The sequence below is a fragment of the Nocardia vulneris genome, assembly GCF_001613425.1.
Classification (GTDB): Bacteria; Actinomycetota; Actinomycetes; order Mycobacteriales; family Mycobacteriaceae; genus Nocardia; species Nocardia vulneris.
The window spans coordinates 136,505-151,055 of record NZ_BDCI01000007.1 but is presented as its reverse complement, the minus strand read 5'-3'; the positions used below and the strand labels follow the sequence as shown (position 1 = coordinate 151,055).

General features: G+C 67.9%; 16 protein-coding genes. 7 read left to right on the top strand and 9 right to left on the bottom strand.

The window, feature by feature from the left end; translation table 11 throughout:
* Positions 1-74: 74 nt before the first annotated feature.
* Complete coding sequence (locus NVU01S_RS09975; RefSeq protein WP_043664020.1) at positions 75-1,079, top strand: bile acid:sodium symporter family protein; 1,005 nt, start codon at positions 75-77, stop codon at positions 1,077-1,079.
* On the opposite strand, the gene NVU01S_RS09970 is transcribed toward NVU01S_RS09975, so the two are convergent.
* From NVU01S_RS09970 to NVU01S_RS09950, 5 genes are all read right to left on the bottom strand, one after another.
* A complete protein-coding gene (locus NVU01S_RS09970; RefSeq protein ID WP_043664317.1) occupies positions 1,076-2,110 on the bottom strand; it encodes an aminotransferase class I/II-fold pyridoxal phosphate-dependent enzyme in 1,035 nt (344 codons plus the stop codon). The two genes, NVU01S_RS09975 and NVU01S_RS09970, sit on opposite strands and share 4 nt — an antisense overlap.
* A complete protein-coding gene (locus NVU01S_RS09965; protein WP_043664018.1) occupies positions 2,107-3,129 on the bottom strand; it encodes a 3-oxoacyl-ACP synthase III family protein in 1,023 nt (340 codons plus the stop codon). Before NVU01S_RS09965 ends, NVU01S_RS09970 begins: the two co-directional genes overlap by 4 nt.
* 7 nt (positions 3,130-3,136) lie before the next feature.
* Positions 3,137-3,835 carry an SRPBCC family protein gene (locus NVU01S_RS09960; protein ID WP_175068882.1) on the bottom strand — a complete coding sequence of 233 codons (699 nt, stop codon included), beginning with the start codon at positions 3,833-3,835 and terminating at the stop codon, positions 3,137-3,139.
* Positions 3,819-5,507 (bottom strand): thiamine pyrophosphate-binding protein, encoded by a 1,689-nt coding sequence (locus tag NVU01S_RS09955; protein WP_052280166.1) that lies wholly within the window; start codon positions 5,505-5,507, stop codon positions 3,819-3,821. Before NVU01S_RS09955 ends, NVU01S_RS09960 begins: the two co-directional genes overlap by 17 nt.
* 118 nt (positions 5,508-5,625) lie before the next feature.
* Positions 5,626-6,396: an MspA family porin gene (locus NVU01S_RS09950; protein WP_156161402.1), complete on the bottom strand. Its 771-nt coding sequence runs from the start codon at positions 6,394-6,396 to the stop codon at positions 5,626-5,628.
* 204 nt (positions 6,397-6,600) lie between these two features.
* Here NVU01S_RS09950 and NVU01S_RS09945 point away from each other — a divergent pair, with 204 nt between their 5' ends.
* From NVU01S_RS09945 to NVU01S_RS09935, 3 genes are all read left to right on the top strand, one after another.
* A complete protein-coding gene (locus NVU01S_RS09945; RefSeq protein ID WP_014988997.1) occupies positions 6,601-7,116 on the top strand; it encodes an EXLDI protein in 516 nt (171 codons plus the stop codon).
* Positions 7,117-7,256: 140 nt separating this feature from the next.
* A complete protein-coding gene (locus tag NVU01S_RS09940) occupies positions 7,257-8,234 on the top strand; it encodes a daunorubicin resistance protein DrrA family ABC transporter ATP-binding protein (protein ID WP_043664309.1) in 978 nt (325 codons plus the stop codon).
* Positions 8,231-9,001: an ABC transporter permease gene (locus NVU01S_RS09935; RefSeq protein ID WP_043664014.1), complete on the top strand. Its 771-nt coding sequence runs from the start codon at positions 8,231-8,233 to the stop codon at positions 8,999-9,001. The genes NVU01S_RS09940 and NVU01S_RS09935 overlap by 4 nt, the downstream gene beginning before the upstream one ends.
* Before the next feature lie 79 nt (positions 9,002-9,080).
* On the opposite strand, the gene NVU01S_RS09930 is transcribed toward NVU01S_RS09935, so the two are convergent.
* The 3 genes from NVU01S_RS09930 to NVU01S_RS09920 form a co-directional block, all read right to left on the bottom strand.
* On the bottom strand, positions 9,081-9,806 hold the full coding sequence (locus NVU01S_RS09930) for an anti-sigma factor family protein (RefSeq protein WP_043664011.1): 726 nt from the start codon (positions 9,804-9,806) through the stop codon (positions 9,081-9,083).
* Positions 9,803-10,312, bottom strand: coding sequence for a sigma-70 family RNA polymerase sigma factor (locus NVU01S_RS09925; protein ID WP_014988993.1), 510 nt, complete (start codon positions 10,310-10,312; stop codon positions 9,803-9,805). The genes NVU01S_RS09930 and NVU01S_RS09925 overlap by 4 nt, the downstream gene beginning before the upstream one ends.
* 62 nt (positions 10,313-10,374) lie before the next feature.
* Positions 10,375-11,019, bottom strand: coding sequence for a YqgE/AlgH family protein (locus NVU01S_RS09920; protein WP_014988992.1), 645 nt, complete (start codon positions 11,017-11,019; stop codon positions 10,375-10,377).
* A gap of 116 nt (positions 11,020-11,135) precedes the next feature.
* On the opposite strand from NVU01S_RS09920, the gene NVU01S_RS09915 reads away from it, so the two are divergent.
* Positions 11,136-11,897, top strand: coding sequence for a lysophospholipid acyltransferase family protein (locus NVU01S_RS09915; RefSeq protein WP_043664008.1), 762 nt, complete (start codon positions 11,136-11,138; stop codon positions 11,895-11,897).
* Here NVU01S_RS09915 and NVU01S_RS09910 read toward each other — a convergent pair.
* Entirely contained in the window at positions 11,891-12,202 is a 312-nt protein-coding gene (locus NVU01S_RS09910) for a GNAT family N-acetyltransferase (protein WP_014988990.1), read from the bottom strand. The two genes, NVU01S_RS09915 and NVU01S_RS09910, sit on opposite strands and share 7 nt — an antisense overlap.
* Before the next feature lie 195 nt (positions 12,203-12,397).
* On the opposite strand from NVU01S_RS09910, the gene NVU01S_RS09905 reads away from it, so the two are divergent.
* A complete protein-coding gene (locus tag NVU01S_RS09905) occupies positions 12,398-13,987 on the top strand; it encodes an alpha/beta hydrolase (RefSeq protein WP_052280148.1) in 1,590 nt (529 codons plus the stop codon).
* Positions 13,988-14,136: 149 nt separating this feature from the next.
* Entirely contained in the window at positions 14,137-14,508 is a 372-nt protein-coding gene (locus tag NVU01S_RS09900; RefSeq protein ID WP_014988988.1) for a hypothetical protein, read from the top strand.
* Positions 14,509-14,551 lie beyond the last annotated feature (43 nt).

The window sequence follows — 14,551 nt, the reverse complement described above, 5'->3', positions numbered from 1 at the left end:
CGCAATTCATGGGATGTGAGAAAGTACGCACGGTGTGGGCGCGCTCGGGGCCCGGTGCGGCGTTAGCCTGGGCTGTGCGATTCCTCAGCAAGTTCTATATCGACGGATTCATCCTGTCGATCCTCGCTTCTGTCGCTCTGGCCAGCGTTTTCCCGGCCAGAGGTACCGCGGCGGACGTGGTCGACGTGCTGACGAAGATTGCCATCGCATTGCTCTTCCTGCTGTACGGCACGCGGCTGTCGCCGAAGGAAGCACTGGCCGGCCTCACGCACTGGCGGTTGCATCTGGTGGTGCTCGCCTGCACCTTCGTCGCCTTCCCGTTGCTGGGGCTGGCGGCCCGGGTGCTGGTCCCGAGCGTGCTGACCGACGACCTGTACACCGGTCTGCTGTTCCTCTGCCTGGTCCCGTCCACGGTGCAGTCGTCCATCGCGTTCACCTCGATCGCGAAAGGCAATGTGCCGGGCGCGATCGTGAGCGCGACGACCTCGAACCTGCTCGGCGTGTTCATCACCCCGCTGCTGGTGATCCTGTTGATGAACACCACCGGCCATGCCAGCGTGGACTTCTCGTCGATCGGCGACATCGTGCTGCAGCTGCTGGTCCCGTTCGCGATCGGGCAGCTGATCCGGCCGAAGGTGATCGGCTGGCTGAGCCGCTACGCCGAGCCGACGAAGCTGGTGGACCGCGGCTCCATCCTGCTCGTCGTCTACGCCGCGTTCAGCGCGGGCATGGTGGAGGGCATCTGGCACATGCTCTCGCCGTGGCGGATTCTCGCGCTGGCCGGTGTGTGCTGCCTGCTGCTCGCGCTCGTCATCGCGTTGACCATGCTGATCGGCCGCTTCGCCGGCTTCTCCCGGGCCGATCGCATCGTGATCGTGTTCTGCGGCTCCAAGAAGAGCCTGGCGACCGGATTGCCCATGGCGACGGTGCTTTTCGCCAGCCAGCCGGTGGGCCTGATCGTGCTGCCGTTGATGATGTTCCATCAGATCCAGCTGATCACCTGTGCCGCACTGTCGCAGCGCTGGGCCAAGCAGGCCGACGACCCGGGGGAAGCCAGCGAATTGAAACCGGCCGCTTAACGCAGTCCCGCCAGTGCGTGCAGCACGGCCCGGTCGGCGTCGGGATCGCCGACCGAGATACGCGCGCTCCCATCGGGATACGCTTTCGCCGCGATACCGGCCCGGCGCAGTGCGGTAGCCACGCCGGGACCGGGCAGGAACAGAAAGTTGGCCTGGCTGCGCGGCACCGCGATACCGCAGTCCCGCAACGCGTTGCGCAGTTCCTCGCGCGCGGCGGTGATGCGCAGGGTGCGCGCGGCGAGTTCGGGCGCCGCCGCGTAGGAGGCGGCCACCGCCGCCTCCGCCGTCGAACTCATCCCGAACGGCAGTTGCAGCCTGCACACCCGGGTCACCAGTTCGCGCCTGCCGAACGCGTAGCCGATGCGCAGCCCGGCCAGGCCGTACGCCTTCGAGAAGGTGCGCAGCACGAGCAGGTTCGCATGTCTGCTCAGCAGGGCCCGCGGGTCGACATGATCGGCGGCGTCGAGGAATTCGACATAGGCCTCGTCCAGGATCACCGGCACCCGCGCGGGCACCGTGCGCAGGAACGCGGTCAGCTCTGCGGCCGGGACCACGGTGCCGGTCGGGTTGTGCGGGCGGCACACCACCACCAGCCCGGTGCGCTTGTCGACGGCCTTGGCCAGCGCCCACAGGTCCTGATCGCCGCCGGCGTCCAACGGCACCGGCACCGGGTCGAGCCCGGCCATCTCCGCCATGATCGGGTAGCCGTCGAAAGTCGGTGACCCGTAGACCATTCCGGCGCCCGGCGGGATCAGCGACTGGATGATCTGCCACGCGACCCCGGTCGCGCCCGCGCCGACCACGAGCTGATCCGCTCGGACGCCGAGGTGCCGGGCGATCAGCCGGGGCAAGCGGTCGGGCAGGAACTCGGGGTACCGATTCGCCCGCAGCAGTGTGCCGTGCATCGCACGCAGCACGGAAGGCAGTGGCGGGAAAGGGTTTTCGCTCAGGGCCAGATCGAACCGCGGCGGCGTAGCGGTGCCGCGGCGCTGTCGGGACGGCGTGGTCTCCTCGACGAGCCGGACGTTCATCCGGCCGCGCCCCACCGGATGGCCGCGGCGGCGGCGAAATCACCCGCGTGCGCGAAGGCCGACAGCAGGACCACCGAGCCGTTGCGCAGCCGGCCCGCTCGGTTCTCCACATCCAGGGTCACCGGAATGCCCGCGGCGAACAGGTTTCCGCACCGGTCGAAGGTGTCCGGGTGCCGTTCGGCGGGCAGTTCCAGCGCGTCGTGCCAGTTCCGCAGGAACAGGCGGTTGGGTTGATTGGTGACGAAGGTGTCGATGTCGCGGCCCTTCACCCCGATCCGATCGCACACGGCCAGCGCCACTTCCGGCACCAGCCGGTTACCGCGCGCGAACACCTTGGTGATCTTCGATTCGGTGAAGCTCACACAGCCCTGCCCCGCGCCGGGCTCCCAGTACTTGCGGTCGCCGTTGGTGGAGAACTCCATGTCACCGGCGAACTCGGGGTAGGTGCGGCATTCGATGTCCAGGATCGGCGCGCTGTCGTCCTTCATCAGCAGGCCGACGCCGCACCCGTCGCCGGGCACCGGCGCCTGGGCCAGCTTGCGGATCTCGGGCTGGGTGAAGACCGGTCCGGCGCAGTTCTGGGTGGCCGCGATCAGCGCGGTGCGCGCGTCGGTGGTCTGCAACACCATCTGCGCCATCGACATCATGTGCACGAAGGCCGCGCAGCCGCCGTTGTGCACGTCGTAGACGAAGGCGGGTCGGGCGCCGAGCCGCCGGGCGACCTCGGGCCCGCAGCCCATGACCGGATTGGTCGGCAGCTGGGTATGCGTGATCAGCACGTCGATCTGCGAGAGGAATTGTGCCCCATGCCGTTCGATCAGCGGGGCGACCGCGCGCTCGACCATGTCCACCGCGGTCTCGTCGCGATCCACGTGGTGACGGGCCTTGGGCGACCGGAACATCACGTTCTTGGCCATCCGGTCCGAGCGGGAGAACTGGGTGAAGTATTCGGTGCCGACCGGTTCGCCGGGCAGATACCCGGCGACGTCGACGAGGCTGACCGTGGGAAAGGAATTCATACCGGGCTCAGTTCATCCAGTCGGGTTTGACGGGCAGGCCGTTGGCCGCCCGGTACTCGCAGATCGCTTTCAGGTTGTCCATTTCGAGCTGGTGGCCCGCGGAGAACATCTCCCAGAAGTCACCGACCCACACCGGTCGCTGCGGCGGCGCGGTCTCGGGGTAGGGGTTCTCGTCGTAGAAGGGGTGTTTGCAATTGACCCACAGCACAACCGATCCCGGCTTGTCGAACACCGTCTGGGCATCGATCACGCGCAGCAGGTAGATCATCCACAGGTGTGCCGACTGATCCCAGGCGCAGTGATAGTCCACGGTCATCGCCTCGGGATGCGCTACGGTGCGCGTGAAGATCTGGGTCTCGTCGCCGAGCCGGTCGTAGGCCAGCCAGAGGCCGGGCTCGCCGGTTTCGACGAAGCCGCGCAGGCTGTAGGTCCACTCCTCCAAAGACCTGGTGTCCGCCAGGTATTCGTAGACCTCGCCCGGTGGTGCGGCGATATACGCCTGCACCGGGCAGTACTCGCCGAAGATCTGGTCGTGCGGATACACCGACCGCAGCATGTCCATGATGATCGGGGTGGTGGCGTCCTTGTCGGAGTTCTCGATGCGCAGCACACCCGGGACGACCGCCGCCGGGATATCGCTGAGGGCGGGCAGCGCGCCGGTCGCCCGGACACCGCTGCTACGGGAATCGCTACGCGATGCGGTCATTTCTACTCCTGGAGTGTTCGATGGTCGTCAGGAACGGAAGGAACGGCGGGACCTCGTCGGGATCGACGTCGATCGAAAGGAACGACGGCCCAGGGGTTTCCAGGCAGGCGCGCAGCGCCGCGGGGAGCTCGCCGGGCGTGCGCACCGACACGGCGGGCAGCGCCGGGAACATCGCGCCGACCCCGTCGCCGAGTTGCGTGGGCCGGAACCTGTTGTAGCTGTAGCGATCCCGGTAGTACAGCTGCTCCCTGGTCACGCACATGGCGTGCGCGTTGTTGTTGAGCACGATGAAGGTGACCGGCAGCGCGTGCTCGACCGCGGTGTGTATCTCCATGCCGTGCATGAAGAACGCGCCGTCACCCGCGATCACCACGGTGCGCCGGTCACCGGCGCGCCGGGCGAACGCGGAACCGATGGCGGCGCCGAACGCGTAGCCCATGCCGCCCATCCCGAGCGCCACCGCGAACCGGCCACCGCGCGGTACCCGCAGCTGATGCACCACCGCCGCACCGGTATTGCCCGCGTCGGCGAAGACGTCGGTGCCCGCGGGCAGTGCCGTCTCGATGGTGTCGACCAGTTCGCGATAGCGCAGCCCGGGGCCGGTCGCGGCGGGCACGCGCAGCGGTGTGAGCGCGGTGGCCGGGCGCGGCTCGGAAGGTACTGCGGTGGTGGCGAATTCGTCGGCCAGCTCACCCAGGGTGCGCGCCAGGTCGGTGCTCGTCGCGTGGATCGCGGGCAGGTGTGGCGGGACGACGCCGAGGCTCGCCACGGCACAGCCGGTCAGCGCGTCGTCCAGTCCGGTGCGCGCCGTGATCGGCATGGGGGTGCCGATGATCAGGCACATCGCCGAGGTCCGCAGTGCGGCGGCGAGTTCGGGATGACCCATGCTGCCCGCGACCCCACAGAAACCGGGGTCGGTGTTGTCGAAGGTGTCCTTGGCATCGGGTGCGACCCCGACGGCCGCGTCCAGCACCGCGGCCAGGCGGGCCAGTTCACCGCGGGCATCGTCCCTGGCCACCTGGTCACCGGCGATGAGCACGATCTTGCCGGTCCGGCGCGCCGCCCGCAGCGCGGTGACCACGCGCGCGAGCCCCGCTCGATCACGTCGATAGGTCTTGGCGGGCAATCGGAACGCAGGCGCCTGACCGAGGTCGGCCTGCTGCACGTCCTTGGGCAGCAACAGCACCGCGGGGCCGCCGCGGCGGGCCGCGCCGACCGCCCGGGCCACCTGCTCGGGCAGGTCGGCGGCCGTCTCGACGCGGGCGCAGTACCGGGTGATCGCACCGAACACGCGGGCGGCGTCGATGGTGCCCGCCCGTCCGCTGGTGTCCTGGAAGGCGCCGTGGCCCGCCGCCGCGGTCGGCGGCTGACCCACCAGCGCGAGCACCGGAACTCGGGAAGCGAACGATTCGGCAAGGCCGGCAACGAGATTCATGGCACCGCCGCCGGAGGTCGCGGCTACGACGCCGAATCCGCCGCTGGTGCGGGCGTAGCCGTCGGCCATGGTCGCCGCGCCGAACTCATGTTTGGCGACCACCGCGGTGAGGTCGTGCGCGGTGTCGAAGACGGCGTCGTACAGGTCCTCGATGTTCGCGCCGTCCACCCCGAAGATGTGCCGTACGCCCAGGCCCGCGACCGCTCGGACCAGATAATCCACGACCCGCGTCTGCATCGGCACTCCTCCCCGCGTGGCCGGGTGCCGGGCTCCGCGAGATCACTTCCTGCGTACAGAGGTGATACGGGTGAGCCCGGCAGCTGGTTCAACGGTGAACCAGTACGTGCCCGCGGGATCAGAGCGAGATGGGGTCGCTGTACACCGCGTCGCTGGCCTGGCCCGCGCCGGTGACCAGGGTGAACTTCACGAAGGTGCGAATGGTGACCGGGCCGAGGGCGCCGGTGACGGTGAGGTGGGTGTTGGACAGATCCGCGTAGGCGAACGGCTGGGTCAGCGTGAATTTGGCCAGCGACACCTCGGTGATGCCGCCGTGCCCGACCTGGAAGGACAGCTGCTGCGAGGGCAGGATGGTGGCCTGGGCGCCCAGTTCGGCGCCGAGCTTGGCGCCGAGCGGGAATTCGATCTGCGCGCCGGGGGCCGGCGCGATGTTGATCTGCGGGGTCACCCCGGCCGAGAGTTCGGGGCGGACCGCACCGGAGACCGAGACCGAGGGCGAATTCAGGGTGACGGTGATGCCGTTCGGGGCGAACGACATCGGATAGCCGACCTCGTAACCCACCTCCATCACCGCGCTGGCGACGTGCGCGTCGGGCGGTCCGTCGATCTGCCCGATGCCGATGCCCGACAGGAACGCCTCGCGGCTGAACGGGCTGCCGTCCAGCGGCGGGATGACCCGCGCGTTGGTGTTCGCCTCGGTGGTCATCATGGCGAAGCCGTCGAGCGTGGGTTTCACCTCTTGGTGGCCGATGCGGATGTTCAGCGTCGCCGGGTCGACGAACTGGGCCGACGCGGGCGCCGCGGTGTTCAGCAGCAACGTCGAGACGAGGAGGCCGACCGCGAGCGCCACCGGCGCCGGTAGCTTCCGCAGGTTCTTCAGAGAGATCACCACAGCACCTTTTTCGCTTCTCTGGGCGGCACCGGGTGCTCACCCAGCATCCTGCCGGTCGAGTCCCTGAGCTCAGGCAGCGTCGGCTGAGTACATCTCAGTGAATGTTCAGCAACTTACAAGAAGATGTTTCGCAATGGAAGTATCAAGGCGGAGTCTTCTTCGCCACTTGCGTGTACGTATACATCTACGTATAGTCGTGTCATGCCCAACAAGACGATCTATGTTGCCGATGACGATCTGGCGCTGTTCCAGCGAGCCCAGGAGCTGGTTGGCGGCAATCTCTCCGGAGCGGTGACCACGGCGCTGCGCCGGTTCATCGAGCTGGAAGAGGGTCGCCAGGAGGGGTTCGAGGAGATTATCGCCCGGGTCGGCCACAACGGAGTCCGGCAGGTCCGCTTCTCCGGTGCGCTGCTCATCGAATCGAACGAGTACACCGACGAACGGCAGGAACACATCCGCGTCTATCGCAGCCGCAAAGGCAAGTACGTGCTGCACGCGCACTACAACGACTGGTCCGAATTTCCCCAATCCACCAATTGGGTCAAGGATTTGACGAACTGGCGGCGCATGCTCGGTGTCGGCGACCAGGACTGGGGCGAGTACGTCCTGGAGGTCGTCGACACGATCGAGGAGTTGAAAGACAAACTGCCTCCGAAGCTTTACGAACGGGCGGTCGATCTCGCGAAACGTCCCCAGATCGAAGACCTCGACATCTAGGTCCTGTCCCGCCCGATTCCCGTTCCGCACAACTGAACAGCAGCTGATCGGCCCCCATGCCGCCCCGGGACACCGGGAGCGGTGTCGATCAGTCATGCGTACATGCGCATTCAACAATGAAAATCATCGAAAGGACCGCCATGGTCAACGGCCATCGCGCACCCGCCATTTCGGCGCTGGGCCTGCGCAAAGCATTCGGCGAGCAGGTGGTGCTCGACGGGATCGACATCGTCGTCCCCGAGGGCACGATCTACTCGCTGCTCGGTCCGAACGGTGCGGGTAAGACCACTACCGTGCAGATCCTCAGCACGCTCATCCACGCCGACGGCGGCGATCTGCGGGTCGGCGGCTACGACGTGGCCGCCGAGCGGGCGTCGGTGCGCGAAACCATCGGCGTCACCGGTCAATTCGCGGCGGTCGACGAATTGCTCACCGGCCGGGAGAACCTGCTGCTGATGGGCGATCTGCACCATCTGCCGCGGCGGGACACCAAGCGGCTGGCGGCCGACCTGCTGGCCCGGTTCGATCTGGTGGCGGCCGCGGACAAGCCCGCGTCCACCTACTCCGGCGGCATGACCCGGCGCCTGGACCTGGCGATGACGCTGGTCGGCGATCCGCGCATCATCTTCCTGGACGAACCGACCACCGGCCTCGATCCGCGCAGCAGGCGGGTGATCTGGGAGCTGATCCGTGGCCTGGTCGACGACTACCATGTGACGGTCTTCCTCACCACGCAGTACCTGGAGGAAGCCGACCAGCTGGCCGATCGCATCGCCGTGCTCGACCACGGCCGGATCGTCGCGGAAGGCACTGCGGCGGAACTGAAGCGGATGGTGCCCGGCGGGCACATCCGGTTGCAGTTCGCGGTACGCGAGGAGCTGTTCGCCGCCTCGGCCGCGCTGGGCGTGGCCGCCAGGATCGCCGCCGACGACGCGGACGAAGACCTGACGCTCGCCGTGCCGAGCGACGGCAGCGTGAAATCGCTGCGCGCCGTGCTCGATCGGCTCGACTACGAGCAGATCGAGGTCGAGGGTCTGGCCGTGCACACACCCAACCTCGACGATGTCTTCCTCACCCTCACCGGTCAGCCCACTTCCGAAAAGGAAACCGTCGCATGACTACCATGTCCTTCGCCCTGGCCGATTCGGCGACGATGTTGCGGCGCAACCTGACTCATGCCAAGCGCTATCCGAGCATGAGCATCGGCGTCATCATGATGCCGACGCTGTTCCTGCTGATCTTCAAGTTCGTCTTCGGCGGGGCGCTCGAAAAGTCCTCCGGCGGTAACTATGTCGACTATCTCGCGCCCGGCATGCTGCTGATGGTGCCCGCCTACATCACGGCGTCGGTGGCGGTGTCCATCGCGAACGACGCGGCCAAGGGGATCGTCAACCGCTTCCGGACCATGGGCATCACCCAGTCCTCGATGCTGACCGGTCACGTGCTGGGCGCGCTGCTGCAGGCCCTGCTCGGTATCGCGGTCATGTGCGTGGTCGCGCTGCTGATCGGCTGGCGGCCCGATGCCAACCCGGTCGAATGGGTCGCGGCGCTCGGCCTGCTCACGTTCATGATCTTCGGGCTGAACTGGCTCGCCGTGGCACTCGGGCTGCTCTCGCCGAATGCCGAGGGCGCGAGCAACATCGTGTTCCCGATCATCATGCTGCCGTTCCTCGGCAGCGGCCTGGTCTCGCCCGACACGATGCCCGCCGGCCTGCGCCAGTTCGCCGAGTACCAGCCGTTCACGCCGATCACCGAGACCGTCCGCGGTCTGCTGATGGGCAGCGAGATCGGCACCAACGGGATCATTTCGATCGGGTGGTGCCTGGTGCTCACCCTCGGCGGATTCTTCTGGGCGAACGCGATTTTCCGGCGCAAGACCGCCTGAGCCACCGTCGCCGGCCGCTGCCGGAACCGAAATCCCCCGCCAGGAAATGGGGCCTGGCGGGGGATTTCGCTGTCCGGGCCTAGACCGCGCCGCGCAGGATGGTCTGATCCGTCTTCAGCGACCGGATCTCCACGCTCTGGATGCGCTCCGGGGCCACCTCCGTGGTCCTGGTCAAGGTCAGGGCGTCGCCCGGTCCGGCCCGCCAGCCGGCCAATTCGGCGGTGCTGCCGTCCTTCAGCGTCATCCACATCTCGAAGTTCCAGTTGTAGTCCGGACCGCCCGCGGCATAGCTGCACGACATCTCGACGGTCGTCTTACCCTCGTTCGCGAGCAGCTTGAAGCTCGCCTGCACCGGCGTCGGCACCAGCGGGTCCATCTGCCGCTGGGCGAAAACCGTTGCGGTAGTGGGCGAATCGTTGTCGTTGACGGTGCTGATCACGGGGACGGCGATGGCCACCGCGGCGGCCGCGGCCGCCACCGCGGCCCCGATCGAGACCCACCGGCTGCGGCGCCTGCGCCGCTCGGCCGCCTCGGCGAGCCGCGGCAGCAACTGCGGTACCGGCGGACTCGTCTCGACCGGATCCTGCTCTGCCGCAAGGGCTTCGGGCGGTTCGATCAGCGCGAGTGCGGTGTCCTGGTCGACCATGGCGAGCATGCCCGGCAGGCCGGCCAGTTCCGCCACGGCGGCCTGGCAGGCCGGGCACCCCGCGAGATGCGCTTCGTACTCCTGACGTTCGGTGCGAGTCAGGGAGCCGAGCACGTACGGGGCATCCCACGTGGTGTAGTCGTCGGCAAGGTCCGTCATTGGTTCGTCACCCCCATCTCCTGTAGTGCCAGTCGTAGTGCCCGCATGCCGTAGTGCATCCGGGACTTCACCGTGCCCGGTGGAATGTCGAGTTCCTCGGCGATCTGGTGGGTGGACAGACCCCGATAGTAGGCCCGCACGATCACCTCGCGATGGTCGGAACTCAGCTTGCCGAGCGCGTCCGCGACCAGCCATTTGTCCAGGGCGCGGTCGGCCTGGTCCGGCGCGGCCTGCTCGGGCGGGCTGTCGGTGCGGTACTCGCGCCGGTTGCGGGCGCTGCGATGTTCATCCACGGCGAGATTGCGCGCCACCGTGAACAGCCACGCGCGCGCCGATGTCGTGGCCTGATCCAACACGTTCGGGCGTTGCCACGCCCGCAGCAAGGTCTCCTGCACGATGTCCTCGGCCCGGCCCGGGTCGCGGACCAAACCGAGGGTGTACCGCCACAGCGCAGACGCGTGTTCGTCGTAAAGGACCCGCAGCAACTCGCCTTGGTCGTCCGGCATTGCTCACCTCCCGCACATCCCACGAATCAGCAGGGGCGAACGGTTCAATACCGAGCGACATCTCAATTTCGTTCGAGTTCGATCGGGTGGGTGGCGAGCAGGGAAAGGGGGAGGGGCTGGCGGCGCAGCACGTGCGCCCACAGGTCGGCGCGGCCGGTGCTGATCGGATCGGAGGGCAACGCGGACAATACGATCCAGTCGTCGTTTTCCAATTCGCCTTCCAGCTGACCGAAAGTCCACCCCGCATAGCCTGCGAAAATGCGGATGCCTTCGACCAGCCGGCCGATTTCTTCCGGGTCGGCGTCCAGATCGACGAGCACCACCCGTCCGTCGATCCGGCGCAGGCCGGGCACGCCGTCGATGCTCGCGCCGACCCGGACGGTGCCCAGGCACAGTGCCGCGTCGCGTTTGACCGGACCGCCGATGAACAGGGTGCGCGGCGCCGCGGTCAGCTCGGTCCAGCGGGGTAATACGTCGTGCACGGCGGTATCGCTGGGCCGGTTCAGCACCACGCCGAGGCTGCCCGCCTCGTTGTGCTCGATGATGTAGACCACGGTGCGCCGGAAAGTCGGTTCAGCCAGTTCTGTCGCCGACACCAGCAGGGTGCCGGCGCGCACCACCTGCTCGCCGTGCCGGAAATCGCGCCGCTTGCGGTCGCCGTGCCCGCCGCGAGTTTTCCGATCATCCGGGTCGTCTGCGCGTGCCACTCGGACATCATCGCAGTTGTTTCGGCGATTTGCTCCTTCTGCGGCGGAGTTCGGGGTAACGGATTTCGGCGCGGGGGCTCGAACTCGGCACCGCGCGGCGTCGTAGAGTCCGTGTCATGGAACCGCCCGAGGTGCGCCTCGAGAACAGCGACACCGTGTACGACTTCTATCTCGAGCACCGGCAGAATCGGCTGAAAGCCTGGGGTGCCTACGCCATTCTCGCCCGCCGCTACTACCCGCGCGTCGCCTATGCCGAGGGCGCCCGCGAGGGCTTGCGCGCGGCGATAAAACAACGCCGACCGCTGTTGATCTCGATCAATCATCTTTCCGAGAACGATCCGTACACCGTCGCGGCCGCGGCGTGGCGCAGTGCCCTGCGACCGGTGATCGGCCGGGTGCGGGTGCTGGCCAAGGACGAACTCTTCGAAGAGCCCGAGCAACGGCGCAAGATCGACATGATGGGCGGGATCCCCGTGTTCCGCGGCAAGGACCACGGCATCCGCGCGGTGAACGCGGCCGGCCAGCGCATGATGGACATCTGCGCCCAGCGGATGGCCCGCGGCGACGGCGTCGCGGTGTTTCCCGAGGGCACCTGCAACGAGGTCGATCCCAGCCAGGTGCAATCGGTCGGCAGCGGCATCGGGCATATCGCGTTCCGCGCGATGAAGCTCGGGGTCGAGCCGGTGCTGGTGTCGATGGGACTGAGCTATGGCAAGCGCGACGATCCGACGGTGCAGCCGACGAAGGAGCAGGCCACATCGGCGAGCTTCTATTTCGGCGTGCCGATCACCGAACTGCCGGCCAAGCCGGGCGAGATCGCGCGAATGGTCCGCACCGATCTGCAGCGGGCGCTCGACGGGGCGGTCGCCGCCTACTGAGGCAGGTTGAGGCTGTCGCGCGCCCAGTGCGGCACCATCACCAGGTATTCCGGCCTGGTCTGGATGAAGTGGTGCACCATCGGACACATCGGCAGTGCGCCGAGCTTGTCCGCCGCGGTGCTGTTCAGTGCCGCCTCGAGCAGGTCACGGCCGTAGCCCTGGCCTTCGTAGCTGGGGTAGATCTCGGTGTGCACGAACGCGCGTTCGGACTGGGTGTCCTGGTATTCGGCATATCCGGCGATCGCACCGTCGACATGGATCTCGAAACGTTCCAATGCGGTGTTGAGACGGACCTCGGTCGACATGGCTCGACGCTACTCCCGTGCGACGTCATCCGCGTATTCCAGAACATATCTCGCGCTATGCCGACCCTCGCCGTGGCCCGCGCGCTGACCGGCGAAAACCGGTGTTCGACTTGTCTGTTGCTCCCCACCTGCGCAGAATGCTCTTGATCGGGGTCGCGCGCGTGCACGCGGCGGCGGCCCGGGGAGGTACGAAACATGATGAAGGTACGGCTGTTCTCGCGGGCGGCGGCTGCCATGGGCGCCGTGTGCCTGCTCGGTCTATCGATCGTGCCCGGCTCGGCCGTCGCCGCGCCCGGGGTCGGCTTCGGCGCCTGCCCGGACGGTGCGGTGGTCGCGGGGCACGGCGTGCGGTGCGCGGTCGTCGAGGTGCCGATGAACTACGCCGACCCGGACGGGCCGCGGATCGAACTGACCGTCAGCCGGATCGCGGCGAGCGGGGAACGCCGCGGCGTACTGTTCGCCAACCCCGGCGGGCCGGGCGCGGACGGACTGGACTTCTGGGGGCTGCGCACCGATGTGGTGCCCGCCGAACTCGCCGCCCACTACGACCGGGTCGCGGTGCAGCCACGCGGTTTGCGCTGGGCCACGCCGCTGATGTGCGCGGGCGCGGTGAAAGCCGAAGAGGGCGCCCAGGTATCGCTCGGCGGTGGCAATCGCGACGAGATCAAGCAGGCGTGCGAAGCGTCCCGGCCCGGCTACCTCGACACCATCACCACCGAGAACACCGCGCGTGACCTCGACGCCGTGCGGGCCGCGCTCGGGCTGGAGCGGATCAGCTATCTCGGCACCTCCTACGGCACCTACCTCGGCGCGGTGTACGCCTCGCTGTTCCCGGACCGGGTCGAGCGAATGGTGCTGGACTCCAACGTCAATCCCGACTGGGTGTGGACCGAGGAGTTCGCCCAGCAGCAGGTGGCCGGCAAGCAGCGCCTCGACGATCTGTTCGCCTGGATCGCCGAGCACCACACCGAATACCACTTGGGCGACACCGCTTTACAGGTCTATCAGCACTGGGTGCGGCTCGCGGTCGACCAGGGCGGCGGCTGGTACGCCAACCTGACCCCGCCGCCCGCCAGCCTCGCCGACCTGCCCGGCGCGCTGCCCGAGCCGCTCGCCGAGATCGCGCGCGACGGGTACAGCGGCAGCGTCGAGCAGGCGGGCAAACTGCAGAACCTGGTGCGCACCTTGATCTCCGGCGGCGTCTCGGCCCAGGGGCCGCTGCTCGGCGCCACCTCCGTCGCCAGCTACACCCGCACGTTCTGGCCCGCGTTCGCGCGCGCCATGTCCGAGGCCGCCGCCGATCCGGCGAACGTGCAGCGTCTGCGCACCATCGCGGGCGCGACCTCCACCGACCCCACCGGGCGGTTCGTCTTCGCCGCGATCACCTGCAACGAGAACGCGATTCCCGGGCGGGTGGACGTCATCGGTTCGGCCATCGCGACGATCGTCTCCGGCGGCAACGCGATGGACGCGCGGGCCGATCTGGTGCGTTCCGGAATGAGTTGCGGCACCTGGAAACCCGTCGCCACACCGGTCGAGATCAGCGGCGCCGGCTTGACCACACCGCCCCTGGTGCTGCAGAGCCGGCACGACGCGCTCACCAAATACGAAGGGGGACCGGCGATGGCGCACGCACTGAACGGTTCGCTCGTCACGGTGGCGGGCGGCGATCACGGCAACTTCGCCCGCGGGAACCCCGTCGTCGACGATGCCGTCATGACCTACCTGCGCACCGGCCAGGTCACCATCACCGAAGCGGCCGAGGCTCCCATACCCGGCCGTTGACGAGCACCGGTTCTTCCTCCTGAAAGTGTTCGGCACACCTCGGTTATTCTCGGCCCCGAAACTCAGGGGCAGCCGATTCGGTGGCGGCAAATGTAACGTTTCAGCGCGCGGCCCCGACGAACAGCACAATGCAAACCGGAGGAGTTTTCATGAGAAGTGCAATTGCCACCGCCGCTCGGGTCGCGGCCGCGGGCATTTCGGGGCTGGCATTCGTCGGCGTGGTCGGCGTGGCCGGGGCGGGCACCGCCCAGGCGGCCCCGCAGGACTGCGTAGTCGAGAAGGGCCTGTTCGACGCCTCGGCGGTATGCCAGGCCGACGGCGGTTCGAACTATGTCCTGCATCTGGACTGTGTCGGCCTCTACGCCGGGCCCGCCTTCCCGATCTACAACATCGGGCCGTACAAGGTGCTCAGCTATCCGTTCACGCCGTCGGGTCAGCGTACGACCGCCGCGTGCACGGGAATGGGCCCCGGCGTTTTCGCCTTCGCCACCAATGCGTATGTGGAGATCTATAACGGGTGAATCCCGTCGCGTAGCCCGTTTCGGGAATGGACCGGCCGCCACC

Coding starts and splice junctions, on each gene's coding strand:
- NVU01S_RS09970 (WP_043664317.1), bottom strand. CDS start 2,110: ATGAACGTCCGGCTCGTCGAGGAGACCACGCCGTCCCGACAGCGCCGC.
- NVU01S_RS09965 (WP_043664018.1), bottom strand. CDS start 3,129: ATGAATTCCTTTCCCACGGTCAGCCTCGTCGACGTCGCCGGGTATCTG.
- NVU01S_RS09960 (WP_175068882.1), bottom strand. CDS start 3,835: ATGACCGCATCGCGTAGCGATTCCCGTAGCAGCGGTGTCCGGGCGACC.
- NVU01S_RS09955 (WP_052280166.1), bottom strand. CDS start 5,507: ATGCAGACGCGGGTCGTGGATTATCTGGTCCGAGCGGTCGCGGGCCTG.
- NVU01S_RS09945 (WP_014988997.1), top strand. CDS start 6,601: ATGCCCAACAAGACGATCTATGTTGCCGATGACGATCTGGCGCTGTTC.
- NVU01S_RS09940 (WP_043664309.1), top strand. CDS start 7,257: ATGGTCAACGGCCATCGCGCACCCGCCATTTCGGCGCTGGGCCTGCGC.
- NVU01S_RS09935 (WP_043664014.1), top strand. CDS start 8,231: ATGACTACCATGTCCTTCGCCCTGGCCGATTCGGCGACGATGTTGCGG.
- NVU01S_RS09930 (WP_043664011.1), bottom strand. CDS start 9,806: ATGACGGACCTTGCCGACGACTACACCACGTGGGATGCCCCGTACGTG.
- NVU01S_RS09925 (WP_014988993.1), bottom strand. CDS start 10,312: ATGCCGGACGACCAAGGCGAGTTGCTGCGGGTCCTTTACGACGAACAC.
- NVU01S_RS09915 (WP_043664008.1), top strand. CDS start 11,136: ATGGAACCGCCCGAGGTGCGCCTCGAGAACAGCGACACCGTGTACGAC.
- NVU01S_RS09910 (WP_014988990.1), bottom strand. CDS start 12,202: ATGTCGACCGAGGTCCGTCTCAACACCGCATTGGAACGTTTCGAGATC.
- NVU01S_RS09905 (WP_052280148.1), top strand. CDS start 12,398: ATGATGAAGGTACGGCTGTTCTCGCGGGCGGCGGCTGCCATGGGCGCC.
- NVU01S_RS09900 (WP_014988988.1), top strand. CDS start 14,137: ATGAGAAGTGCAATTGCCACCGCCGCTCGGGTCGCGGCCGCGGGCATT.